This is a genomic window from Streptomyces sp. NBC_01446 (assembly GCF_026340095.1).
Taxonomy (GTDB): domain Bacteria; phylum Actinomycetota; class Actinomycetes; order Streptomycetales; family Streptomycetaceae; genus Streptomyces; species Streptomyces aureus.
Genome location: NZ_JAPEPO010000001.1, coordinates 743,654 through 767,879 on the forward strand (window position 1 = coordinate 743,654; position 24,226 = coordinate 767,879).

The following is a 24,226-nucleotide window of genomic DNA, read 5'->3' on the forward strand; positions in this document are numbered from 1 at the left end:
TGCGGGCCTCTTTCGGAGGTGTGTGGATCAGGTGTACGTGGGGTGGGTGAGCGGGTCGAGCGCACGGGCGGGCCGGATGCTGCCGACCACCTCGCCGCCGCCGAGGAGCGGGGCCGTCGCGAACTCGGCGAGCGCGGCCGGGTCGACTCCGCAGCGCGCGAGGGCGGCCGCGGCCACCGGGACGCGTGCCCGGTCCGCGCCGTCGGCGATCTTCACGGCGACGGCCCGGCCGTCCGGGAGCGCGGCGACCTGCACGCCTTCGAAGCCGTCCTTGGTGAGCAGCCCCGGCACGGCTCGCATCAGCGCGGAGACGTCCCGCCCCGATCCGGAGGCCATCTCGGCGTGCTCGCGCATCGCGTGGGCCACCATGGCCTCGGGGGTGCCGGGCGCGGCGGTGACGATGCGGGCGGCGGCGCGGGCGAGGCCGTGCAGCGAGACAGAGAACAGGGGTGCGCCGCAGCCGTCGGCGGTCACCTGGGCGATCCGCTGTCCGGTGAGGCCCTCGACGATCTCCGCGATGGCCTGCTGGAGGGAGTGGGCCGGGTCGAGGTAGTCGTCGAGGGACCAGTCGTTGAGCCGCGCCGTGTAGAGCATGGCCGCGTGCTTGCCCGAGCAGTTCTGTGCGAGGCGGGAGGGCAGCCGCCCCCCGCGCACCCAGTCCTCCCGGATGACCGGGTCGAAGGGCAGGTCCGTGACATTGCGCAGCTGGTCCTCCGACAGACCGGCCAGCTCCAGGATCCGGCGGGTCCCGGCCAGGTGCCGCTCCTCGCCGGAGTGGCTGGCGGCGGTCAGCGCGAGCAGCTCGCCGTCCAGCGGCAGCCCGGCCCGCAGCATCGCCACGGCCTGGACGGGCTTGAGGGCCGAGCGCGGGTAGAAGGCGGCCTCGATGTCGCCGATCTGCAGGTCCACGCTGCCGTCGGCGCCCAGCACGACCACCGAGCCGTAGTGGATGCCCTCGATGACACCGCCGCGGACGAGGTAAGCGACCGGCGCGTGGAGCGGTTCCCGGATCACCGGGGCCTCGGCCACCGAACCTCCGTACATCACTGCCGGATTCACGCGTCCGCTCCGTCGCGTATTCCCGCCACCCGGCGGCGTACCCCGTACCAACCCGCGACGAGCGCCGCCGCGATCAGCGGCAGACACAGCACGGTCGTACGTCCCGCGCCTCCGTCGGCGTACATCAGCGCCAGCACGGAGACCAGGAAGACGATCGTCACGATCTCGGTCCACGGCGAGCCGGGCAGGCGATAACTGGGCCTGGTCAGCTCGCCGTTCTGGGTCTTCTGCCAGAACATCAGGTGACAGAGCATGATCATGCCCCAGGTGGAGAGGATGCCGATCGCCGCGAAGTTCAGCACGATCTCGAAGGCGTCGGTGGGGACGACGAAGTTGAGGGCGACGCCGATGACGCAGATGCCGCTGGTGAGCAGGATGCCGCCGTAGGGGACCTGGCTGCGGCTCATCACGCCGGTGAACCTGGGTGCCGAGCCGGACATCGCCATGGAGCGCAGGATGCGGCCGGTGGAGTACAGGCCGGAGTTGAGGGACGACATGGCCGCGGTGAGCACGACCAGGTTCATGACGCCGCCCGCGGCGGGGATGCCGACGTTCGACAGCACGGTGACGAAGGGGCTCTGGGCGGCGCTGTACGAGCTCCAGGGCAGCAGCATCGACAGGAGGACCACGGAACCGACGTAGAAGAGGCCGACGCGCCACATGATCGAGTTGATCGCCTTGGGCATGATCTTCTCGGGGTTCTCGGTCTCGCCCGCCGCGACGCCCACCAGCTCGACGGAGGCGTAGGCGAAGACGACGCCCTGGACGATCAGCAGCATCGGCAGCAGGCCGTTGGGGAAGATGCCGCCGTTGTCGATGATCAGGGACGGGCCGGGGTTGTGGCCGTCGACGGGGTGCTGGGTGACCAGCAGGAAGATGCCGATGAGCATGAAGACGACGAGCGCGCTCACCTTGATGATGGCGAACCAGAACTCCAGTTCGCCGAACATCTTCACAGATATGAGGTTCACGGTGAGGACGACGGCGAGCGCGATGAGCGCGATCACCCACTGCGGGATGTCGGAGAACATGCCCCAGTAGTGGGTGTAGACGGCCACGGCGGTGATGTCGGCGATGCCGGTGGTGGCCCAGTTCAGGAAGTACATCCAGCCCGCGACATACGCGCCCTTCTCGCCGAGGAACTCACGGGCGTAGGAGACGAACGCGCCCGACGACGGGCGGTACAGGACGAGTTCGCCGAGCGCGCGGACGACGAGGAAGGCGAAGAGGCCGCAGACCGCGTAGGCGACGAAGAGGGAGGGTCCGGCGTCGGCGAGGCGGCCGCCAGCGCCGAGGAAGAGGCCGGTGCCGATGGCACCGCCGATGGCGATCATGTTGACGTGCCGGGACTTCAGCGACTTGCTGTAGCCCGCGTCTCCGGCGTCGACGTGCGCGGACGATTTCGTGGTGGATATGGCCTCCTGTGGGAGGGACTGCTCGCTCACGCCTCGGGTCCGCCTTCCGTGGGGGTGTCCGTACGCGCGGAGCGCACGATGTCGGTGAGGGTGTTTTCCACGCGGTCAAGGTGATGGGACATCGCCTCGACCGCGTCGTGTTCGCTGCCGTCGATCAGAGCCTCGACGATCGCCCGGTGCTCGCGGTTGGACTGCTCGCGCCTGCCACCGAGTTCGTTCAGGAAGGCCGACTGGCGGGCCAGTGCGTCCCGGATCTCCTCGATGACCCGGCGGAAGACCGGGTTCCGGGACGCCTCGGCGACCGCGATGTGGAAGAGCGTGTCCATCGCGACCCACGCGGTTGTGTCGGTCTCCCGCTCCATCCGGTCCAGGAGGTGGGCGAGGTGGTCGAGGTTCTCCGGTGTACGGCGCATCGCCGCGTACCCGGCGACGGGGATCTCGACATGGCGCCGCACTTCGAGCAGGTCGCTGGCCGCGTAGTCGCCGAAGGTGGGGTCCTCGACGGTGTTGGCAACGACGAAGGTGCCCTTGCCGGTCTTGGAGACAGTCAGGCCCATGGTCTGCAGGGCCCGCAGGGCCTCCCGCAGCACAGGCCGGCTGATCTCCAGGCTGCGGCACAGCTCCGCCTCGGAAGGGAGCTTGTCGCCGATGGCGTACTCGCCGCGCTCGATAGCGCCGCGGAGGTGGGTCAGCACCGCTTCCATGGCGCTGACGCGCCGCAGTGCCGGTCCACCTGTCTGGCTGTCTGACAGGTTCACGGGAGTGATCCTGCGGGTAGCGAGAGGGCGCTGTCAAGAAGTGCGAAAAGAAAAACATAAGGCCTCAAAATCGGCCCCCTCCCGCGCGATCAGCCGTTGAGCAGGCCCGCGGCGAGCAGACCCAATAGCTGGGCGTCCTTCAGCTCGTACAGGTCGGCGCCGGTCAGGGCGGGAATCCTGGGGATGAAAGAGAGCCGTGTGGCGGCCGGCGGTCCTGTGGGGTTCCAGAACCCGGCCTGGCCCCGTGACCAGCCGCGGATGGGTAGAGCAACGCGCGCCGGACAGGATCTCGGACTGTGTCGCTACGACTGCACTACCTGGACTTCACCCGCCTGCTCGGCCGGCTGGCACTTCTCCGCCGCTCCTCAGCGTCCAAGGACATCGAACTGCTGGTACCTGCGGCACGAGGTCGCGGTGCTGCGCCGCACGAACCCCAAACCAAGCTTCGACTGGGCCGACCGCGCCTACCTCACCGCCCTGATCCGAGAGCTACCCCAGCAACTGCGACGGCACCGTCCCATCACGCCCGACACGATTCTGCGGCGGCACCGCCGGCTAGGGACGAAAAAGTGGACGTACCGACCGGACGAGCCGCCCGCCGATCGACCAGGCGATCGCCGCGCTCATCGAACGACTCACCCTGGAAAACACCTCATGGGGATACCAGCGCATCCAGCATGAGCTGCTCAAACTCGGCCACCGCGTGGGTGCTTCGACGATCCGCAGGATCCTCAAGTCCCGCAAGCTACCCCCGGCACCGCAACGGCAGACCGATACGACGTGGCGGCAGTTCCTGCGCACCCAGGCCGAAACTCGCTACGTGCACATCCTCGGAGTGACCAGCCATCCGGACGGGCCGTGGGCCACACACCCACGCCCGGAGTCTCCTGATCGACCTCGGCCACCGAGCATCCGAGTTCACCTTGAGCCGCTGCCTGCCTCGGCGTGTCCCTCGCCGAGGCAGGCAGCGGCTGCTGTTTGAATCGCCATATGACTAAGCGTGACGACGCGGCCCTGTTCGGCAACCGGTTCTTGACCATGCCCGCTCCCTCGGGGACCTTCCCCGTGGAAGGCATGGCCGCGACGGACGCAATGAGGCTGCTTGATGTGGACCTCGCCATGGAGGGTGACCCGCAGCGTAACCTCGCCACGTTTGTCACCACTTGGATGGAGCCGGAGGCGCAACGGATCATCGCCGAGAATCTCCACCGCAATTTCATCGACCACGCGGAGTACCCGATTTCCGCCGAGATCGAGCAACGTTGCGTGCGCATGCTCGCCGACCTCTTCAACGCGCCGGGCAAGACAACCGGATGTCGGACCCAGGGCTCGTCCGAGGCGATCATGCTCGGGGCGCTATCGCTGAAGTGGAAGTGGCGGCAGCGCCGCCAGGCGGCCAATCTGTCGGTCGACCGACCCAACTTGATCTTCGGCGGGGACGTCCACGTCGTGTGGGAGAAGTTCTGCCGCTACTTCGACGTCGAGCCGCGGATCGTGCCGCTTGCCGAGGGCAAGTACACGATCGGCCCGGAGGATGTGGAGCCTCGCCTCGACGGGAACACGATCGGCGTCGTCGCCGTCCTCGGCACCACGTTCACCGGCCACAAGGACGACGTCGTCGGGATCGACAAGCTCCTGCGGGACGTCCGCAAGGAGCGGGACCTCGACATCCCGATCCATGTTGACGGAGCCAGCGGCGCATTCGTGTGGCCCTTTCTCTACCCGGACTCGAAATGGGACTTCCGGCTCGAGCAGGTCCGTTCGATCAACGTCTCGGGACACAAGTACGGCCTGGTCTACCCCGGCATCGGCTGGCTGGTCTTTCGCGAGGAGTCCGACCTGCCCAAGGACCTCGTGTTCCACGAGAACTACTTGGGCAAGACCGACGCGACGTTCACGCTGAACTTCTCTACCGGCGCGTCGATGGTGCTCGCGCAGTACTACAACTTCGTCCGGCTCGGTCGCCAGGGCTACACCTACGTCATGAAGATGTTGCAGGAGAACTCCCACGTGTTGGCGGACAACCTGCGTAGCAGCGGCCGCTTCGAAGTGATCGGGAGCGACCTCGAGCAGCTGCCGCTGGTCGCTTTCCGTCTCGTCGGCAAGCACGCCTACGACGAGTCCGACGTCGCCTGGCAACTCTCGGCCGAGCGCGGCTGGATGGTGCCGGCGTACACGCTCCCGCCCAACGCGGAGCGGGTGAAGATCATGCGTGCCCTGGTCAAGGAAACCCTGAGCCGCGAGCAGATCGATCGCCTGAGCCAGGACATTGCCGACGCGTGTCGCACTTTGGACGACAAGGGTGCGACCCATGAGACCGAGCGGGCCCAAGTCAAGCGCGGCACCGGCTACTGACGCACCTGCAAGACCATCGTTGACTGATCTATCTAGAGCTACGGATCATAAGGTCGCGTGCAGCCGTGCCACATCATCGGTCAACCACGGTCAACTACGGCCCGTCGCAGTCGAGATGCGCCGTTCACCTGGGCTGCCGCTACAGCCGGAGTGTGCGGGTGCCGATTAATCATCCGGCCTGGTCAAGCGGCATGCTGGTACTCGTGAAGGGTTCCGCCGAGTCGATCTCGTCGGTGGACCTTCAGGTGCCCGATCCATCCAGGTTCGGTGATCGGTTCGGACAGCGGACGGAGAGGAGCCCCCTGATGCAGGGTCCGGTGCGGCCGATGCCCGTTGCAGAAGGACTCGAACTCGAGCAGCGTGTGGAGGAGTTGGTGCTGGTTCCATAGGGGGGCGCGGTCCAGCAGCTCGCGCCGGCAGGTCTGTATCCACCGTTCCATCACCGAGTTCATCCGGGGCATCCGGACACCGCTCTTGACGACCGCCAGCCCGGCATCGGCGAGCACGGCGTCGAAACGCTGCGGTGAACTTGGAGTCGCGGTCCCGGATCAGGAACCTGGCTCTGCCGCCCGCGTCCTCCAAGTCCATGACGAGATTGCGCCCGAGCTGCACCACCCACCGGGCTCAGGGGTGCGCGGTGGCGCCCAGGATCCGGATTCTCCGGGTGGCGTGCTCGATAACCACGAAGACGTACAGGCGCGACCCGGCAAGAGTGTGGGTCTCGAACAGATCGCACGCGAGCAGCGCGCCGGCCTGGCTGCGCAGGAAGGCAGCCCAGGTCGTGCTCTCGCGTTCGGGCGCGAGCGGGATGCCGCTCGCGAAGGATCTCCCAGACCGTGGAGGCGGCGACCCTGATGCCCAGCGCCGCGAGCTCGCCGTGGATCCGTCGATACCCCCACGAGCTGTTTTCGCTTGCCAGGCGCAGGACCAGGGCGCGTATGGAGCGGACGGTGGGTGGGCGGCCGCGTCGCTTCGGCACGCAGGTCGCGGCATGGTGCCGCTTGAGCAGGTCACCGTGCCAGCGCAGCAGCGTGTCCACACGTACCAGGAGCAGGAGATGCCGCAGTTTCTCCCTTGGGAGGTGGTGGAGCAGGCCGGCGAGGATGACGCGGTCGGTGTCGTTGAACGCGGGCTTGCCGACCTGGCGTTGCAGGATCAGCAGCTGGTGCCGCAGCGTCAGGATCTCGATCTCCTTGCCCCGGTCACTCATCGGCAGCAGGCGCAGGAGCGCGAAGACGTTGGTGGCAGCGCGGTAGGCCAGGCGCAGCAGCACGACAGTTCATCATGCCGCTTCTTCCCAGTCCGGGTGAAGACAGCGGGCGGTCGGCGGGTACGGCCCAAAGTCAGCGATCAAGGCGGTCACCTGGGCGGATGATTTATCGGCACCCGCAGTGCGCATCGAATGGGCCGGGTGAGGCACCCGCATGGCAGCACTTCCGCCGTCCGCGTTCGGCCTAGAGGGCCGGTACAGTCCGCGATCGACGGGGGGAATCAGCGACGACAGACTCTCCGAAGTGCCCGCACTCTGCCCTAGAAGCCGACAGTCGTTCCCTTCGGACAGAAATAGGAGAGTTACCACCCACTCAGCCGCTGCCCCGGCCGATCCTCACAGCGTTGACAGCCGCAACGCGCAGACCGCCACACTCAGATGGGCTCGCGGCCAATGAGTTCCTCGGTTCCCCTCCAGGCGCCAACTGGCCGCGTCGCCAGGTGACCAGGCCCAACTTCCGGGCGTGACTAGTAGACCGTCGTAGCTAATTTTTGGGATAAAGGTGACGTAGTTTGGTGCGTGCGTCGTGGGTGGTGAACTGCCAGTTCACTTGGCGTTGGTCGGTGTTGGTGGCGTTCTGCCAGGCCGAGAGTTCGGTGTTGAGGATGTCGAGGTCGTTGATCCGGCGGTCGAGGCATTGGCGGGTCAGCGCGGAGAGTTCGATCTCGGCGATGTTGAGCCATGACCCGTGTTTGGGCGTGTGGTGGATCTCGAGGCGTTGGGCCAGCGCGAAGGCCTCTTCTGGTTCGAAGGCCTCGTACAGTGAGGCGATGGTGTGGGTGTTGAGGTTGTCCATCACCAGCACCACGGCCTCGGCGTCGGGGTAATCCACGCTCAGCAGCTGTTTGATCTGGCCGGCCCAGTCGATCCGGGTCCGCTGGGACAGTGCCTGAACTCGACGCCACCCGCGCAGGGGTTCGACCCACACGAAGATTGAGCACGTGCCGCAGCGGATGTACTCGCTGTCCTGGCAGGTGTCGTGGCCAGGGCGGGCCGGGAGCGGGGCGCGGGCATGGTCGAGGAGCTGGTAGGGCTTCTCGTCCATGCACACGACCGGACGTGCTGGGTCATAGGGCCGGGCATAGATGGCCAGTACGTCTTCCATCCGGGCCGCGAACTGCGCGTTTGCCTTCGGTGGGATGGTCCAGCACTTCTTCAGATGAGGACGCAGTTTCGTTTTTTTAAGACCCGCCCGATGGTGGAGTGATCCAGGTTCGGGATGTCCTCGACCAGCGCGACATGCTTCTCCAGCAGCCGCAGGGACCACCGGGTATAGCCCTGGGGTGGCTGTGAGCATGCCATCGCGATCAGCCGGGCTTCGACCTCACCGGTCACCGGCGAGGGTACCGGCGGCAGCTCGCGCTTCTTCCGGGCGATCGTGGCGTGAACATCGCCACCGGTCTCGGCGAACCGCTTGGCCACCAGCCGCAGTGTCTCGCCCGAGACTCCGGCCCGGGCCGCGACCGCGTCCTGCGAGCCGATCGCGCCTGCAGAGGTGTCGAGCGCGAGCAGCACCCGCGCCCTTCTGATCACCGAGGCTGGATGGATACCCGTCGTGGTTACCCGAACCAGCTCTTCACGATCAGCCGCGGTCAGCACCACCGGCCTCTTCTTCTGCGAACCCATCACCCCAACTCCCGTCCGGCAGAAGGGAAGCAACATCTGCCGGACCCCACCATCCCAACCAAACAACCCAGAACTAAGCAACGACACGCTACTAGTGTCAGCGCAGCTGGCAGGCTCGGCCGGGCTGCAGAACAGCAGGCGCCCGCCAGGGTCCGTGACGACCACCGACTTCACGGCGTTCTGGTTGTTCTTCCCGGAGATGAACTTGTCCTGGTCCTTACGTCCGGCGGCCGGACGACGCACCCGGGTGCTTCCCGCGGCCCTCTCCGGCGAGCGGCGGATCGAAACCGCCCCTCAACCACGCCACCGGCCAGGCGCAGACCGTGCTTGCCTCAGCCGTGGCCGCTCACCCGGCTCTGCGCCTCAGATCGCTTCGGCCTCGGGGCGGACGACCTGCTCGGCAAAGGTGCCGAGTCGCGTGGCCAACTGCTCGAGCGCGGCGGCCGCGTAGTGGTCGGGGCTCCAGCATGCGTGGATGGGGAGCTGGACGGGAGCGCCATCGGTGTCGAGGACGAGCACGGGACGGGTGCCGAATCGCGGCAACTCGGTCCCGATCGCGACGCCACGCCGCCCTGCCGCCAGGGCGTGGCGCATCTGTTCCCACGGGACCTCGGTGTGGCGTTGATACCGGAGTCGGGCCGCGATGACAGCTGCGTCGAGAACGGTGCGCGTCGGGTCCGTTCGGCCCGGAAGGAGGAGAGGCTGCTCCATCAGTTCGTCCAGCGTGACGCTGGTGTCGCGGGCCCAGGGGTGGCCCGGGTTGACGTAGGCGTGGAGCGGCACGCGGGTGAGGCGTTGCCAGGCAAGGCCGCCCGCGGGGGGCACGTTCGCGGCGATGCCGAAGTCGTGTCCGGCGGCGACCGCCTCGTGCACCTCGTCGCCGAGGACCGAGACGACGGCGATGAACGGGTCGTCGTCGTCGAGGGTGGCGACGAAGGGAGCGAGGACGTAGTCCAGCGTGGTGGGGGCGGCCACGCAGGAGATCCGGGTCAGCTGTCCGTCGGCCAGCTGTCCCGCGACCGTCGTCAGCCGGTCGGCCCGGGTGAGTAGGTCGTGCGCCAGATCGAGGGTGTGGCGGCCCGCGTCGGTGAGGGACAGCCGATGGCCGTTGCGGCGGAAGAGCGTGACGCCGAGGTCGCGCTCGAGGCGCTGGATCTGGCGGGACACCGCGGGCTGAGCGATGTGCAGCTGGTCGGCGGCGGCCGTGACGGTACCGAGTTGCGCGACAGTCAGAAAGCACCGGAGGTGGCGTAGTTCCATGCCTCATCATGCCGAAACGGCATCATGATGGGTAGTAGTTAGGTCTTGGACAGGAGTAGGTGGCCGGGATCACCATCTCCTCCATGGCCTCCTATGACGTCTCTTTCGGCAACTGGCTCACCCCACCTCACCACCGACTCGGTCTGCACCGGGTCGAGGACGTGGTCCCCTGCACGACCATCGCTCGCGGTGAGGCGCCAGTACGCATGCTGGTGCCCGCGAGTGAGCCCTTGGACTGGGACCTTCTGACCGTGCCGGGCCCCGAAGGGGGGCCGATCAGCGCAGAGGAGTTCCTCGCTCGCACGCACACCGACGGCATCCTCGTGCTGCGCGGCGACACGCTCCTCGCAGAGCGCTACTTCGGCAAGTTCTCCTCCGCGTCTCGCCACATCGTGATGTCCATCTCGAAGTCGTTCGCCGGCATGCTGGCCGGGGTGCTGGCCGCCACCGATCTCCTCGACCTCGAGGCGACCGTCCCGACGTACGTCCCGGAGCTGGCGGCGGGTTCCTACGCCGGCGCCACCGTGGCGCAGTTGCTCGATATGACCGCTGCGCCGCACTACGACATGTCGTACTTGAAACCCACCGCCGAGGTTCACGCGGGCGACCGCGCTGCCGGATGGCGGCCGCGGCAGCCCGAGGACGTGGTCGGCACCCGGCCGTTCCTGGCCCAGTTGCGCGGGGCCGGCCGGCACGGCGCCGACTTCCAGTACTGCTCGGGGACCACCGACGTCCTCGCGTGGGTCCTCGAACGGGCCGGCGGCGCGGGCTACGGCGAGCTGATGCGGCGACATCTTTGGTCGTGGATCGGCGCCGAGGACGACGCCTTCGTCACGGTCGACGACCACGGAACGCCCTATGCGTGTGCCGGGATGGGAATGCGACTGCGCGATCTCGCGCGATTCGGGCGCCTGGTCCTCGACGACGGGTGGCGCGAGGGCACACCGGTGGTGCCGGCTGACTGGATCGCGCGGACGCGCCGCGGGGGACAATTCGCGACCACCGCCGAGTCCGACTCGGCGGCAGATGGCACCTACAAGAACCAGTGGTGGATCCCGGGCGACGACCACGGATCCTTCTACGGTGTCGGCATCTTCGGCCAATACCTCTGGCTCGACCCGCAGAGCGACATCGTCATCGCGAAGTTCTCCGCCACCGACCAGCCGGTCGCCGACACACCCGCTCACCTGGACGCGCTGGGCGCCATCGCCCGTGCGGCCGCCCTGACCCGGCAGGAGGCATGAGATGGACCGCAACCGATCACACGGCGAGTCGATCGAACAGCACTCGATCGACTACGTCCCACCCGAGGAGCGCCACGGCAAGCCGTGGCACCTGTTCACGGTCTGGTTCTCCAGCAACGTTCAGATCACCGCGTTCGTCACCGGCGTCCTGGCGGTCACCCTCGGACTCGACCTTCCCTGGGCCGTCGCCACCATCCTGATCGGCAACCTCGTCGGTGCCGTGTTCATGGCCTACCACTCGATCCAGGGTCCCCGTCTGGGCGTACCGCAAATGATCCAGAGCCGTGCGCAGTTCGGATTCCTCGGCACGCTGCTGCCGGTCGTGATCGTCTTGTGCATGTACATGGGATTCGGTATCGAGGGTGGCGTCATCACCGGGCAGGCCTTCGCGAACTGGGCCCACATCTCGTTCACCTGGTCGGTGATCATCCAGGGCGCAGTCCCGGCGGTCATCGCGATCGTCGGGTACACGGTCATCCACCTGTCGACCCGGGTGGTCAGCGTGGTCTCCGGGCTACTGTTCCTCGCCCTCACGATCGCCTTGGCCGGCCACTTGCCGGAACACCTGCCGAGCGGCCCGGCTCCGTCGTTCGGCACTGTCCTGCTCGTCATATCGATCTTCGTCTCGTGGCAGCTGACCTGGGCGCCGTACGTCTCGGACTACTCTCGCTACCTCCCCGAGGACACCCCGTCGCGGACCACATTCCTGTGGACCTACGCCGGCTCGGCACTCGGCTCCTCGTGGGTGATGATCCTCGGCGCGTTCGCCGCCACAATCAGTGCCGAGGCAGTGGGCAACGACGCCATCGGCATGCTCAGCCAGCAGATCCCGGCGCTGAGCTCGGCCATCCTGCTCGCCATCGTCATCGGCATCGTCCCTGCCGGCGTGTACGGCTACTACGGTATGTACCTCACCGCGATCAGCGCCTTCTCAGCCAAGGGCCACGGCTCTGCGACGCCGCTGGTGCGCGCCGTCTTCATCGTGGTGAGCGCCGCGCTCACGATCGCAGCCACTCTGATGGCAAGCGGCCACATCCTGAGCACTGTCGAGAACATCACGTTGTTCCTGCTGTACCTGCTGGTGCCGTGGACCGCCATCAACCTCACCGACTACTACGTCGTACGGCGCGGCCACTACGACGTCGGCGAGCTCTTCCGTCCTCGGGGCGAGTACGGCTTGGTGAACTGGCCGGCCGTCGTTGTCTACCTGGTCGCCATTGCGGCGCAGATCCCCTTCATCAGCAGCAGCCTCTACACCGGGCCGCTGGTCGACTACCTGGGCGGCGCCGACATCTCCTGGATCGTCGGCCTGCTGGTGGCGACGGTGCTGTATCTGGCCTATACGCGGCGTACCCGAAAGGTCGCGCAACCCGTCGGCGCGCGAGCATCGGCACCCGGCTCGGACACGCCGCTTCCGGTCGACTGAGTGTCCAAGGTCTGCGCAAGCCGCGACGGGGGATGCTCGCCGGCGAGGTCAGGCGAAAGGGATCCCGATGGGCGTCGATGGGGCCCGTCCCGTGCTGCGTGCGGGAATGGGGGCTCCTGCGGGTCGTGATGGTGTCGACCTTGGCAGGATGCTCCGGATCGTCGTCACCGTCCGATCAGGACGGCGATGCGAAGCTGGTCAGGTCTCGGCAGTGCGTAGTGCCGGGCAGCGTCAGGAGCGGGGCGGCGGCGCCGCCATGATGAGCGGGGCCGATGTCACCTCGGCCGGGGTCACGAGGTCGATCACCACGGCCAGCACGATCACGCCGGCGGGAATCCACTGGGCTTTGTTCTGGGTCGTGGGCTCCCGCATAGACCTTGGCTGCTCCAGCCTCGAAAAGGGCTCGCACAAATTGCTCCCCCAGCCCGCGGTTGGCGCCCGTGACAAATGCAACGGACCCGTCAATCTTCATGGGGAACCTTTCCCCCCAGGGCGACTGAAAGGCTGCGGGTCTCTCGTTCCGCGATGCTCCACGCAAACGTTTCCAACCTTTCCGAACGTACCTCGCACGGCTGTACAACACCACCCGGAGTGGGATTGCCGTGCCCACTCACAAAATCGGCCGTCAGCAAGCTGACGGTTCCTCACGAGTCGAGGTGGGCCGCTACACCGGGGCACCGTTCCGGCTCCCCACTCCCGCCCGGCCGCGGCCCGTGCCGCGCTCTCAGCGAGCAGCCGCCCGATCAGGGCGCGGCACCCGGATCCACCGCCGTCGGCCCCTTGCCCAGTCGCGCAGCCTTCGGCCGATGGCCTGACGTTCCCGTGACCGGCGAGGTGACGGCTGCCGGACCGGGTAGGGGAATTGGTGCGTTCACCGTCGATGCAACTCGACTACCGGGCGGCCGCGGTTCACGGGAAGTATGGAGATGATCAGCAGACGAACCTTCGGAAAGGTCGTCGGCACGGGAGCGGTTGCGGCCTCGACGGCCAGCCTTTCCGTGGCATGCTCGACTTCCATGTCCGGCGAAAACAATTATTTTCCGCAGACGGTCGAGCAGGTAAAGGAAAACTCGGGGTTCGGCGCATTGAAGCAGGTCAGGGCTGGCGTCCTGAATGTGGGATACGCCGAATTGGGCCCGGCCCATGGCCCGGTCGTCGTTCTCCTGCACGGCTGGCCTTACGACATTCACAGTTACGTCGCCGTCGCGCCGTTGCTGGCGGAAAAGGGATACCGGGTCATCGTTCCGTATCTGCGGGGCCATGGCACCACGCGCTTCCTTTCGAGCGGGACGTTCCGGAACGCTCAGCAGTCGGTATTTGCTCTCGACATCATCGCCTTGATGGATGCGCTGCGGATCGACAAAGCGATCCTCGCAGGCTACGACTGGGGATCGCGGACGGCGGACATCATTGCGGCGCTCTGGCCGGAGCGAGTCAAGGGCTTAGTCTCCGTGAGCGGCTATCTGATCACGAATCTGGAAGCCAACAAGAAGCCGTTGCCGCCGAAGCTCGAATGGGCGTGGTGGTATCAATTCTACTTCGCCACGGAGAGAGGCAGGCTCGGTCTCGAACAGAACCGACATGATCTGGCGAAGCAGATCTGGAAGTTCAACTCCCCGACATGGGATTTTGATGACGCCACGTTCGATCGCACCGCGGCAGCGTTCCGCAATCCGGATTACGTCAGCATCGTGATCGACAATTATCGCTGGCGGCTGAGCCTGGCCAAGGGCGACCCCCGTTACGACGAACTCGAAAATCGACTTGCCGCGAGTCCCATCATTACCGTGCCCACGATCACCCTCGACGGCGAGACCGATCCCTTCACGCCTGCGGGCGACGGCTCTTCCTATCGCGATAAATTCACCGGTCGCTATGCGCACCGAACCCTGAAGAGTATCGGTCACAATCTGCCCCAGGAAGCGCCCCGCGACTTCGCGCAGGCCGTCGTGGACGTCGACCATTTTCCCGCAGCCGGGCGGACGTCATCTAACGGCGGGGTCGCGGGTAAATGACGGCGCGGTCGCGGGCCCGCCTCGGCCAGGGGCGATTACGGAGGCGGAACCTCCGCAGTGGTCAGCAGGGCGTCTCCCGCGAAGCGAAGAGCAGTCAGTGAACGCTCAGCGGCATGATCCAGGAGACTGTCGTGTCTAGTTTTTGGGGTAGAGGTGGCGCAGTTTGGTGCGTGCGTCGTGGGTGGTGAACTGCCAGTTCACCTGGCGTTGGTCGGTATTGGTGGCGTTCTGCCAGGCTGTGAGTTCGGTGTTGAGGATGTCGAGCTCGCCGATGCGGCGGTCGAGGCATTGGCCATGGCCGCCTAGCGCACGAGTCAACACGGCACTGCGCTTGCCGAAAAAACCATCAGCCCTGATGGGAGCCGGTGTGGGGGTGTAGATAGCCTCGTCGGAGGTCGCTCGAACCCCTGCCCTCGCGCGGCTGTCGATCGTCGCGGAATGATGGTCGACCGTGCTGCAGCGACTGGGCTACCTGGCTGTAACTCACGCGTTCGTCTTGCTGCGCCTGCTACCGATGAGCGACCGCGACAAAGACACAGAGATCCTCGCCCTGCGCCACCAGCTCATGGTGCTGGAGCGACAACTCGGCGAGAAGAGGGCGCGGTTCGCCCCGAGCGACCGGGCGTTCCTGGCGGCGCTCCTGCACCGGCTGCCACGGGACATTGCCCTTGCCGGAAACCTCGTCCGCCCAGGTCACGCGGCATGTTCGTACTCGTGAAGGATGCCGCCCAGGCGTTCACGCCTGCGTATGTCGAGGCGGGTGATCTGCCCTGGATCGGCGATCACCTGGGGCAACGGGTGTAGCGGTCGGACGTTCGCGATGCCCTGATGGGGCCTATGGGAGTTGTAGAACCGCTCGAACTCCCGCAGAACGTTCTCGGGTCCGCTACCAGCCAGCCGACCGAATCTGGCTTGCCACACTCTCACGACTGATCCCACGCGGCCAATGGCGCCAGGTCTTTGCAGTCACCCCCACCACACTGTTGCGCTGGCACCGTCAACTCATCGCCCGAAAGTGGACGTTCACCCAGCGCCGCCGCCCTGGGCGACCTACTACCGGACCCATCGTCAAGCAACTCATCCTGCGCCTGGCCCGAGAGAACAGCAGCTGGGGCCACCGCCGAATACAGGGCGAACTCGCCCGCCTCGGCTACCCGATCGCTCCCTCCACGGTCTGGGAAATCCTGCACGCCGCCTGCATCGATCCCGCCCCGCAGCGCGCAGGGCCGGCCTGGCACCAGTTCCTCACCGCACAGGCCCGCGGCATCCTCGCCGCCGACTTCCTCCACCTCGACGCCGTCACCCTCAAGCGTCTGGACGCCCTGGTCTTCATCGAACATGGCACCCGGCGCGTCCACCTCGCTGGCATCACCCCGCACCCCACGGCTCAGTGGACCGTTCAGCAGGCCAGGAACCTCACCATGACCCTGGGGTACCGCATGGACTCGCTGCGCTACCTGATTCGGGACCGGGACAGCAAGTACACCCGTTCCTTCGATGCCTGTGCCGCTCGGAAACTCATCGCCGCTGGTCTGGGGCGGGCTTCCGCGGCTGCATCGGGTGGGCCGCGGGCAGTTGCCGCCGAGACTGGTGCGGTCGATGTTCGTTGTAGTGCTCTGCGTACTCGCGCAGCAGGACCAGGGCGTGGGCCTCGTTGTAGACCAGGACGTGATCGAACAGTTCTCTGCGGAGGGTACCGACGAGGCGCTCGCAGACTGCATACGCGCGTGGCGCCCGTGGCGGGGACTTGAGGGAACGGAGGAATTGTCGCCAGGTGGGACCTGAGCGGCGCGGGCCGGATCAATGCCGGCCGCGTTCAAGATTTCCCACACCGTGGACGCCGCGACCGGGTAACCCAGCCGGGCCAGCTCGCCCTGGATCCGACGATGCCCCCAGCGACTGTTCTCCCGGGCCAGTCGCAGCACGAGCCGCTTGACCGCGACCCTGGTAGGGGGTCGGCCCGGGCGTCGGGGCCGCTTGCTGTGGTCCCACTTTCGCGCGACCAAGGACTGGTGCCAGGCCAGGATCGTGGCGGGTGCGACCGCGAAGACGTGTTCCCACCGGTGTCGGGGTATCAGGCGAGACAGTGCCGCGAGCCACAACCAGTCCGCCGGCTCGTACCGCATCCGTGGCAGCGGTCGACGCAGCACCGCGTTCTCGTGCTGCAGGGCCAGCAACTCTGCGTCCTTGGAGGCGTTTCGGCGCAGCAACACGACTGGTACCGGACTCCGGCAACCGACCTGGACCCCCCATCACATCCGACGACGACGGGTTCTCGGTGGCCTCATCAACGAATATCAGCAAGTCGCCTGAGCCTCATACGATGCGCGGCGATTGCCGCTTGACCAGCAGCGATGAGTTTTCGAGCGGCACACGCTCGGGGTAGCGGCCCTTCCGGCACAACTTGGCGCCGGGTGCTACCCCAGGTCGAAGGTGTTGGGCAGCCCCAGCCGATAGCGCACCTCGTCGACCCGCTTTAGGGGCTCCATCTCCGGTGGCCGGAACAACTCCCAGATGTGACACCGCTCAGCGTCCGAATTGTCCGCGTCCAGCAGTGCGTTGACGGCGCGTCGCGCGGACTCGTTGGCGCCCTCCATGGTCGCCAGGTCCACATCCGTACGGACGTAGTCGCCCGCGAGGAAGAAGTTCGGTACCGCTGTCCTCGCCGACGGGCGGTGGTAGAGGGTGCCGGTGGGGTGAATGAGGAGCTGTTCGCGGTTCTGTGGGTCAGGGCCACCGAGGCCCGTCACTGCCGGGTCCATGAACCAGCCGAGCCGGTCCTCGTCCCTGAGTGTCGTCTTGTCTGAGTCGTTTAGCCCGTCCTTCAGCTGGGCCCACAGTTCGGCGAAGATCTCGTCCTTGGTGCACTCACGGGCCGTCTTGCCGTACAGGATGCCAGGCTTGTCCCACTCGGAGATGATCGTGGACAGGCACTCGTGGGCCTGCCCGTCTCCATAGTCGCGTGAAAAGTCCCGGACGTCCCAGAACTGCGTCTGGCCGATTCCGGTGACCGCCCACGGTGAGTCGAGACAGTTGATGTGGCCGTGCACGACGGGGGTGGGCGTGTGCAGGTAGAACATCACGCCGGTCATCCAGTCCGTCTTCAGCGCGTCGCACCGCCCGAGCTGCGGGTCGGCGGCGCGCAGGGCCGGGCCCCAGGTCACGCGCGCGTGCTCGACCGGGAGGGCGGAGACGTAGTGGTCGGCGGTGATGGTGCGCGGCCGTCTGCCGTCGCGCGCCGCCACCCGTACGCCGGTCACCCGGCCGCCGCCGTACTCCACCTCCCGGACCTCGGTGTCGAGCGCGAATTCGACGCCCAGGGAGCGCAGATGCGTCTCCCAGGGGTCGATCCACGCCTCGCTGGTGGGGGCGTTCAACACCCGGTCGATGTCCGCGTCGCCGTCCATGCCGCGGCCGAGCAGGCCCCACAGGAGGAGGGCCTCGATGATGACTCGGCCGACGGTACGGGTGGAGGCGATCTCGGCGCGGGTGGCGACGAGGTTGCGGGTCTGGCCGATGCCAAGGAGCACCTGGTACTCGCGGCTCATCTCGCCGGCCCGGATGAAGTCCCACCATGCGACCTTCTCCCACTGGTCCTCGCGGCGGGCGTCGCAACTGGTGAGGTGGACCAGGAGGCGGTCGGCGAAGTAGGCGGCCTCGTTGGCCGGCAGGTGAGTGGCGAGGTCCAGCACCGACAGGATCTGGTCGCGGATCCAGGACGGGGTGAGGTCGCCGGGGGCGGGCGGGGTGGTGACCCGGCGGAGTGGGAAGTGCAGGTCCGGGCGGCCCGAGGAGCGCGCGAATAACGCCTCCGCACCACTGCGGAGGTTGCCGTGGACGCCGTTCGCGTTGCCGGGGAAGGGGATGCGGCCCATGGTGTCCGGCAGGTTCCGGTAGAAGCCAGGGAAGAAGCGGAAGCCATGCTCGCCGGGAAGCGGCTTGCGGCCGCCCGTTCCGGTCCCGGGGACGTCCATTGAGCGGGCCTTGCCGCCAAGGGCGTCGTAGTACTCGTAGACCGTGACCTCGTAGCCGCGTTGAGCGAGTTCGTGGGCGGCACTGAGGCCGGAGACTCCGCCGCCGAGGACGGCGACGCGCTTGCCGGCGGAGGCCGCCGCGGCCACGCTGCCGGCAGTCCCTAAGGCGCCGACCGCTCCTCCGCCGACGACTCCGGCGACCGCTCCACCGGTCGCCGTCAGGAACCGTCTGCGAGTGTTTCCGTTGTTCCGCTGGGACTGCTGCGCGCGTTGTGTCGTCATGAGCACTGGAGGGTAAAGATGGGCTCCGGAAGCCGGAAGCCCTTCTTCCTGTCACCCACAGCATCCTCACAAACACAAGAAGGCAGCGATGCCCAGCGTGTTCGTCGCCCAATTTGTCTCGACCGGTCCCTCGGCCCCATTCATCACAACTGTCGCCGAACTGCACGAGTATGGACACGGCGATGAGACGAACACACCGGGCACTGTGTTGAGACGTCCAGCATCGAAGCTGGTCACTGCTGGTCCAGGGGGCATCTGAAACTCCGTGATCCTGTCCACGGTGTACGCCGTCACCCGCCGCCTGCTTGTCGCTGCCCGCGTTGCTGCTGCGGCGTGACGTCACGAAGGACGCGGAGTTACTGGTGCTGCGCCACGAAAACGCGGTCCTGCGCCGCCATGTCCCACGCCTGCGCTACAAACCAGCCGACCGCCCGTGGTTCGCTGCACTCTCGCACCTGATACCGCGCCGCCACGAGGCTCAGGTCTTCCCGATGACCCCGGCCACGCTGCTGGCCTGGCACCGCAAACTCGTCGCGAAGAAGTGGGACTACAGCCAGCGGCGCCGACCCGGACGCCCGCCCACAGGCCCCGCAGTCAAAGCTCTGGTTCTGCGCGTGGCGGCTGAGAACCCGGGATGGGGCCATCGGCGCATCCACAGCGAACTCACCCGCCTCGGCCACAAGATGGCGGCCTCCACCGTGTGGAACATCCCTCAACCAGGCCGGTAACAACCCCGCCCCACGTCGTGCCGGACCGACCTGGAGGCAGTTCCTCACAGCCCTGGCGAGCAGGTGTCGGGCGAGTACGGCCCGGTCCGGCCAGGACAGCCGTGGCCGGATGCCAAGCCGACGGCGCAGCACGGCGACTTCATGGCGCAGCGCCAGCAGCTCGACGTCCTTGGCTCGTTGGGAACGGGAGAGCAGGAGGAGCAGGCCGAGGACGCGGACAAAAGCGAGGTAGACCAGGCGGATCGCCACGGAGCCTGCCATGATCGGGCCCGGGCCTCGAAGTCCCAGGTCGAAGCAGGTACGAGAGTTATGGCACCCCACAGCAACTTCCGGGTCACCGTGTACAGCAGGGACACGATCACCCGGGCATGGTGCCAGCAGCTGCGTCCCCGCAGCCACCGGCGACGATGGCTTTTCGAGCGGCACGGGCCTATGGACTCGTCGATTCGGCGGCGCGGCGGTATTCGGCGTTGAGGCGCTGGGCTTCTTCGAGCTGGTCTTCGAGGATGACGATGCGGCAGGCGGCCTCGATGGGCGTGCCCTGATCGACGAGTTCGCGCGCGCGGGCGGCGATGCGCAGTTGGTAGCGGGAGTAGCGGCGGTGGCCGCCCTCGGAGCGCAGCGGGGTGATGAGGCGGGCTTCACCGATAGCGCGGAGGAAGCCCTGAGTGGAGCCGATCATCTCGGCGGCCCGGCCCATGGTGTAGGCGGGGTAGTCGTCGTCATCGAGACGTCCGAACGAGTCGTCTGCTGTCATTGCACCTCTCTGTGGAACGCGTGGAGGGGCCCTGGTGCCGTGTGGCACCAGGGCCCCGAAGGAACTGCTACACCATCTGCCGACCCTATTACCGCGTCGGCCTGCTGTTTCCGCAGACCCGGCCGAACTGCTGCCGGGGTTGCGGGGATCGCGGTTGCTTGACCGGAGACCACCTCACTATCGATGTCCTGCGGTACCCGGGCCCAAGACTTCCGCCCGGGCGATCCTGATGGCGCCTGGATCCTCCGTTCTTTCCCTCTGAACCAATCACTTACCGAAGGGGAACTGCATACTGCTGGGTCCTGCGAACTGCTGGTGGCCTTCAACACCGCCACCCTTCGGCAGCCAGCCCCGTCGCCCGTCCTGCATCTGCTCTGGCTTGGAACCCCACTGCCGAACCTCCCGGCACGCGCGCCCGCAGCCGACGCCTTTACCGGGGAACCACTGACAAACACACTGCTGGAACTGCGAACTACACCTACTGAACTGCCACTGCGGTACTGCTCACGGCGGCCCCTGATCACTGCGGGCCACCCGGTCCGGTCGTCAGTCCCGTCGCCGTCCTGCAACAACGCTGGCTTCGACACTCCACCACCGCACCGTCCTGCAAACTGCTGTACTGCTGCCCGGCAGTTCGTCTCTGCCCGGCCTTCCTTGATCTCGGCTACGAGAGAAACCATAACCACGCCACCACCCAATGTCTACTCTGGACGACACAGATTTCCTTGTATTCGACGGTGAGGTAGTCGGCTTCGAACGGACCAGGAGCGGGCAGCGGCCCCGGAACCGGGCGGCAACCCCACCGCCGGCACCGCTCACGCCTGTCGGTGCTGCGAGCGAGAGCGCCGCAGGACGCATCGTGCGGCTTTACTCATGGCCAGCCGCACCCCGCTCATGCCCCCAACGTCGCCGGCTCGGCGGGACGCACGGGCCGGGCGGACAGGGCAGGACGGGGACTGACACAAAAATGACGCCTGATTGAGCGGTCAGGCTGTGATGAGTCCGCGCTCGACGACGAGATGACCGGCCACGTCGGCTATGACAAGCACGATGCGGCCGGGAAGAACGGCGGCAATTCCCGCAACGGCAAGCGGTCCAAGACGGTCCTCACCGACGTCGGACCGGTCGAGATCGAGGTCCCCCGGGACCGCGAGGGCTCGTTCGAGCCGCAGATCGTCAAGAAGCGGCAGCGGCGACTGAGCGGCTCCGACGAGATGGTCCTGTCGCTGTCCGCGCAGGGCCGCACGCACGGCGCGATCTCGGCTCACCTCGCCGAGGTCTACGGCGCCGAGATTTCCAAGACCACCATCTCCACCATCACCGACGCGGTGATGGAAGGCATGTCCGACTGGCAGAACCGGGCGACCCAGCGGCCCGGCCCGCTCGACACCACGAGCGACGAGGACATCGACGAGCAGTTCGCCGTGAACTTCCGCTCGCACTGGACCGCAATGACCGCCTACGCCGCGCTCATGCGCCGGAACGGTGACGGGGCGATCGTCAACGCCTCGAGCATCGGCAGCCGCCGCGCGAACCCCGCCCTCCCCGCATAGGGCGCCATGAAGCGCGCGTTGAACAGCATCACCGAAACCGCGGCCGTGACCTGGGGCCGTGACGGTATCCGGGTGAACGGCCTCACCCCCGGCGGCACCGCCACGGAGATGATCGACGCGTGGGAGGCGGTGCCCCCGGGCATCATCGAGCGCATCAACGCGGCAACTCCACTCGGCCGCACGGCCGAACCTCGCGAACTGGCTGCGTGGCTGCTCAGCGATCGTGCCGGTCGACGGCGGCGCAGGCGCCGGCATCAGCGCCTGACAGGAAGAGCCGCGCATCCTTTTGCCGGCACGGCGATCACGCCGGATCGCCGTGCCGGCGGCAGACGCTGCTCAGCCTGGAGCGACGATGCGTCGAACGCAGTCCCGCAGCAGGGCACGCCGCTGTTCGTGCAGGTCCGGAGGCTCCGCTGCGGTGGCTGCGTACACATTGCTCACCGGTGACCAGGCCATGGACATGGCGATGACCATGGCCATCACGTCGAAGGGATCACCCTGCCTGATGCGCCCGGCGGCCTGGGCCTCGGCGATGGCGCGGAGTTTGTGGTCCTCGTAGCGCTCGTGCTCCGCGACGAGATGCCCGGCCGGGCGCCGCTCCAGGCGGGCCCAGGTGGCGAGACGGATGAGATCGGGGCGGGCGAGATACTCGTCGTAGAGGCGCACGGCCCAGTCGGCCAGGTCCTCGACGTCGATGGGGACGACGTTGGTGATGCGCTCCAGCGAGGCGAAGAAGATCGCGTCGAAGAGCTGTTCCTTATTGCCGAAGTAGCTGTAGAGCTGCGCCTTGTTGGTCCGGGCGGCGGAGATGATCCGCTCGATGCGAGCCCCGGCGATGCCGTATTGGGCGAACTCCTGCGTGGCGGCATCGATGATCCGCTTGTACGTCGCGGCACCGCGCGCGCTGGACGGCTGTTCGGACATAATCCCCACGCTAGCAGACAGACCAGTTTGTTTGCTTACCCAGTCCGGTCTGCCTACACTCAAATAGACCGAACAGTCTGTCTGAGGAGAGAGCCGCATGCGCACCACAACCGGCTGGCAGGCCGACCCCACGACCCACACGCTGCGCCGCGCCACCCTCCAGCGCCGGGACCTGCGCCCGGACGACGTCGCGGTGCGCGTGGACTACTGCGGCGTCTGCCACACCGACCTGCACGCTCTGCACGCGCACAAGGACGACACGGACGGGGCCCTGGTGCCGGGGCACGAGTTCACGGGCACGGTCAGCGAGGTCGGCAGCGCGGTCACCAACTTCGCCCCGGGCGACGCCGTGGCCGTCGGCAACATCGTCGACTCGTGTGGGACCTGCCCCATGTGCCGGGCCGGTCAGGAGAACTTCTGCCGCGAATTTCCGACCCTGACCTACGGCGGAAGCGACCGGCAGGACGGAACGGGGACCCTGGGCGGCTACTCCCGTGAATACCTCGTCCGCGAGAAGTTTGCCTACCACCTGCCCGCGGGCCTCGACCCGGCCGCAGCCGCCCCTTTGCTCTGCGCCGGCATCACCGTGTGGGAACCCCTGCAAGCCCTCGGCGTGGGCCCGGGCAGCACGGTCGCCGTGGCCGGACTGGGCGGCCTGGGACACCTCGCCGTCAAACTGGCCGCCGCGCTCGGCGCCACGACCTTTGTCATCAGCCGCACACCGGACAAGGCCGAGGAAGCGCACAGCCTCGGCGCGCACGGATTCGTCGTATCCACCGACGCCGGCCAAATGGAAGCTGTCCGGGACCAGTTCGACGTGGTCATCGACACCATCTCCTCTCCCCACGACCTGACCCCGTACCTACACACGGTCGCCATGGACGGAACCCTCAGCCACCTCGGCCACCTCGGCCCGGTCACCGTGAACACCACCGACCTGCTCATCGGCCGCAAGAAGCTCAGCTCAGCCGGCAGCGGCGGCCGCCCGTCCACCGCCGCCATGCTGCGCTTCTGCGCCGAACACCACATCACCGCCGACATCGAACTGCTGCCGTCCTCCCAGGTGAATACGGCCCTTGCACGCCTGGAACTGGGCGACGTGCGCTACCGCTTCGTACTCGACATGTCCGACCTCGACTGACCAGCCCGAATGGGGAGTGGGTGTCAGTGCCGGCGGTGGCGCGTCAGGGGCGAATGCCCGCGGCCACCAGGTCCGCGACGGCGGTCTGGGGGTCGGGGCCGGTGACCAGCGCCTCGCCCACGAGGACCGCGTCCGCGCCGTGGTCTGCGTAGGCGATGAGGTCCTGCGGGCCGCGTACCGCGGAGGCCGCGACCTTCACCGGATTCCTCCGAGGATGCCCCGGCCTTGAGGCCGGGGTGATCAGTAGGCCGGCGCTACCCACGCTCACCTGGAGGGATCCGGCGATCTCCGGCAGCAGGCCCGCGACGATGAGCTCGCTGGTGCCCATGATGAAAGCGACGGCGCCGAGCAGCCACACCACGGCGGCAGCTTGGCCTTCCCGGCGGCAGCGGCCGTGCCGTTTTCATGCCCGGCGATGCGCCGGCCGGGGTGCGCGGCC

Annotated in this window: 19 protein-coding genes and 6 pseudogenes; 11 read left to right on the top strand and 14 right to left on the bottom strand. The window is 67.2% G+C overall.

Annotated features, from left to right (window positions below):
- Positions 1-27: 27 nt before the first annotated feature.
- Genes OG456_RS03435 through OG456_RS03445 form a run of 3 tightly spaced genes read right to left on the bottom strand, consistent with a single transcriptional unit; the run spans position 28 to position 3,178 of the window.
- Entirely contained in the window at positions 28-1,044 is a 1,017-nt protein-coding gene (locus OG456_RS03435; RefSeq protein ID WP_266569024.1) for an asparaginase, read from the bottom strand.
- Positions 1,045-1,055: 11 nt separating this feature from the next.
- The gene (locus OG456_RS03440; protein WP_266557087.1) at positions 1,056-2,504 is read right to left on the bottom strand and encodes an amino acid permease; all 1,449 of its coding nucleotides are present in this window, start codon (positions 2,502-2,504) and stop codon (positions 1,056-1,058) included.
- Complete coding sequence (locus tag OG456_RS03445; protein WP_266569026.1) at positions 2,501-3,178, bottom strand: FadR/GntR family transcriptional regulator; 678 nt, start codon at positions 3,176-3,178, stop codon at positions 2,501-2,503. The genes OG456_RS03440 and OG456_RS03445 overlap by 4 nt, the downstream gene beginning before the upstream one ends.
- A 999-nt stretch (positions 3,179-4,177) precedes the next feature.
- Between OG456_RS03445 and OG456_RS03450 the strand changes: the two genes are divergently transcribed.
- Complete coding sequence (locus OG456_RS03450) at positions 4,178-5,587, top strand: glutamate decarboxylase (protein WP_266557089.1); 1,410 nt, start codon at positions 4,178-4,180, stop codon at positions 5,585-5,587.
- Between the two features lie 182 nt (positions 5,588-5,769).
- Here the strand turns inward: OG456_RS03450 and OG456_RS03455 are convergent.
- A pseudogene (locus OG456_RS03455) lies at positions 5,770-6,692 on the bottom strand (integrase).
- Between OG456_RS03455 and OG456_RS03460 the strand changes: the two are divergent.
- Complete coding sequence (locus OG456_RS03460) at positions 6,579-6,962, top strand: hypothetical protein (protein ID WP_266569558.1); 384 nt, start codon at positions 6,579-6,581, stop codon at positions 6,960-6,962. The pseudogene OG456_RS03455 and the gene OG456_RS03460 overlap by 114 nt on opposite strands.
- A gap of 379 nt (positions 6,963-7,341) precedes the next feature.
- On the opposite strand, the gene OG456_RS03465 is transcribed toward OG456_RS03460, so the two are convergent.
- From OG456_RS03465 to OG456_RS03475, 3 genes are all read right to left on the bottom strand, one after another.
- A complete protein-coding gene (locus OG456_RS03465) occupies positions 7,342-8,124 on the bottom strand; it encodes an IS630 family transposase (RefSeq protein WP_266557090.1) in 783 nt (260 codons plus the stop codon).
- Positions 8,013-8,483: a helix-turn-helix domain-containing protein gene (locus OG456_RS03470; RefSeq protein WP_266563812.1), complete on the bottom strand. Its 471-nt coding sequence runs from the start codon at positions 8,481-8,483 to the stop codon at positions 8,013-8,015. The genes OG456_RS03465 and OG456_RS03470 overlap by 112 nt, the downstream gene beginning before the upstream one ends.
- A gap of 363 nt (positions 8,484-8,846) precedes the next feature.
- Positions 8,847-9,743, bottom strand: a complete 897-nt coding sequence (locus OG456_RS03475) for a LysR family transcriptional regulator (RefSeq protein WP_266557092.1) — start codon at positions 9,741-9,743, stop codon at positions 8,847-8,849.
- An 83-nt stretch (positions 9,744-9,826) separates the two neighbouring features.
- Here OG456_RS03475 and OG456_RS03480 point away from each other — a divergent pair, with 83 nt between their 5' ends.
- Positions 9,827-10,987, top strand: a complete 1,161-nt coding sequence (locus OG456_RS03480) for a serine hydrolase (RefSeq protein ID WP_266557094.1) — start codon at positions 9,827-9,829, stop codon at positions 10,985-10,987.
- A gap of 1 nt (position 10,988) precedes the next feature.
- A complete protein-coding gene (locus tag OG456_RS03485) occupies positions 10,989-12,413 on the top strand; it encodes a cytosine permease (protein ID WP_266557096.1) in 1,425 nt (474 codons plus the stop codon).
- A gap of 231 nt (positions 12,414-12,644) precedes the next feature.
- On the opposite strand, the gene OG456_RS03490 is transcribed toward OG456_RS03485, so the two are convergent.
- Positions 12,645-12,785 (bottom strand): hypothetical protein, encoded by a 141-nt coding sequence (locus tag OG456_RS03490; RefSeq protein ID WP_266557098.1) that lies wholly within the window; start codon positions 12,783-12,785, stop codon positions 12,645-12,647.
- Between the two features lie 554 nt (positions 12,786-13,339).
- On the opposite strand from OG456_RS03490, the gene OG456_RS03495 reads away from it, so the two are divergent.
- Positions 13,340-14,428, top strand: coding sequence for an alpha/beta fold hydrolase (locus tag OG456_RS03495; RefSeq protein WP_266557100.1), 1,089 nt, complete (start codon positions 13,340-13,342; stop codon positions 14,426-14,428).
- A gap of 135 nt (positions 14,429-14,563) precedes the next feature.
- Here the strand turns inward: OG456_RS03495 and OG456_RS03500 are convergent, their stop codons facing one another.
- On the bottom strand, positions 14,564-14,746 hold the full coding sequence (locus tag OG456_RS03500) for a hypothetical protein (protein WP_266557102.1): 183 nt from the start codon (positions 14,744-14,746) through the stop codon (positions 14,564-14,566).
- 133 nt (positions 14,747-14,879) lie between these two features.
- Between OG456_RS03500 and OG456_RS03505 the strand changes: the two genes are divergently transcribed.
- Positions 14,880-15,146: a hypothetical protein gene (locus OG456_RS03505; RefSeq protein WP_266557104.1), complete on the top strand. Its 267-nt coding sequence runs from the start codon at positions 14,880-14,882 to the stop codon at positions 15,144-15,146.
- Between the two features lie 187 nt (positions 15,147-15,333).
- Positions 15,334-15,930, top strand: a pseudogene (locus OG456_RS03510) (helix-turn-helix domain-containing protein); the annotation flags it as partial.
- A gap of 67 nt (positions 15,931-15,997) precedes the next feature.
- Here the strand turns inward: OG456_RS03510 and OG456_RS03515 are convergent.
- A pseudogene (locus tag OG456_RS03515) lies at positions 15,998-16,641 on the bottom strand (integrase core domain-containing protein); the annotation flags it as partial.
- 204 nt (positions 16,642-16,845) lie between these two features.
- Positions 16,846-18,684 (bottom strand): FAD-dependent oxidoreductase, encoded by a 1,839-nt coding sequence (locus OG456_RS03520; protein ID WP_266557106.1) that lies wholly within the window; start codon positions 18,682-18,684, stop codon positions 16,846-16,848.
- A gap of 305 nt (positions 18,685-18,989) precedes the next feature.
- Here OG456_RS03520 and OG456_RS03525 point away from each other — a divergent pair, with 305 nt between their 5' ends.
- Complete coding sequence (locus OG456_RS03525) at positions 18,990-19,412, top strand: helix-turn-helix domain-containing protein (protein WP_323136290.1); 423 nt, start codon at positions 18,990-18,992, stop codon at positions 19,410-19,412.
- 430 nt (positions 19,413-19,842) lie between these two features.
- Here OG456_RS03525 and OG456_RS03530 read toward each other — a convergent pair whose 3' ends face one another.
- Entirely contained in the window at positions 19,843-20,169 is a 327-nt protein-coding gene (locus tag OG456_RS03530; protein ID WP_266557108.1) for a MerR family transcriptional regulator, read from the bottom strand.
- 998 nt (positions 20,170-21,167) lie between these two features.
- Here OG456_RS03530 and OG456_RS03535 point away from each other — a divergent pair.
- A pseudogene (locus OG456_RS03535) lies at positions 21,168-21,530 on the top strand (transposase); the annotation flags it as partial.
- 12 nt (positions 21,531-21,542) lie between these two features.
- Positions 21,543-22,169: pseudogene (locus OG456_RS03540) on the top strand (SDR family NAD(P)-dependent oxidoreductase); the annotation flags it as partial.
- Here OG456_RS03540 and OG456_RS03545 read toward each other — a convergent pair.
- Positions 22,059-22,646: a TetR/AcrR family transcriptional regulator gene (locus tag OG456_RS03545; RefSeq protein ID WP_266557110.1), complete on the bottom strand. Its 588-nt coding sequence runs from the start codon at positions 22,644-22,646 to the stop codon at positions 22,059-22,061. The pseudogene OG456_RS03540 and the gene OG456_RS03545 sit on opposite strands and share 111 nt — an antisense overlap.
- A 97-nt stretch (positions 22,647-22,743) precedes the next feature.
- Here OG456_RS03545 and OG456_RS03550 point away from each other — a divergent pair, with 97 nt between their 5' ends.
- A complete protein-coding gene (locus OG456_RS03550) occupies positions 22,744-23,787 on the top strand; it encodes an NAD(P)-dependent alcohol dehydrogenase (protein ID WP_266557112.1) in 1,044 nt (347 codons plus the stop codon).
- Between the two features lie 43 nt (positions 23,788-23,830).
- Here OG456_RS03550 and OG456_RS03555 read toward each other — a convergent pair.
- A pseudogene (locus OG456_RS03555) lies at positions 23,831-23,986 on the bottom strand (indole-3-glycerol-phosphate synthase TrpC); the annotation flags it as partial.
- Positions 23,987-24,226 lie beyond the last annotated feature (240 nt).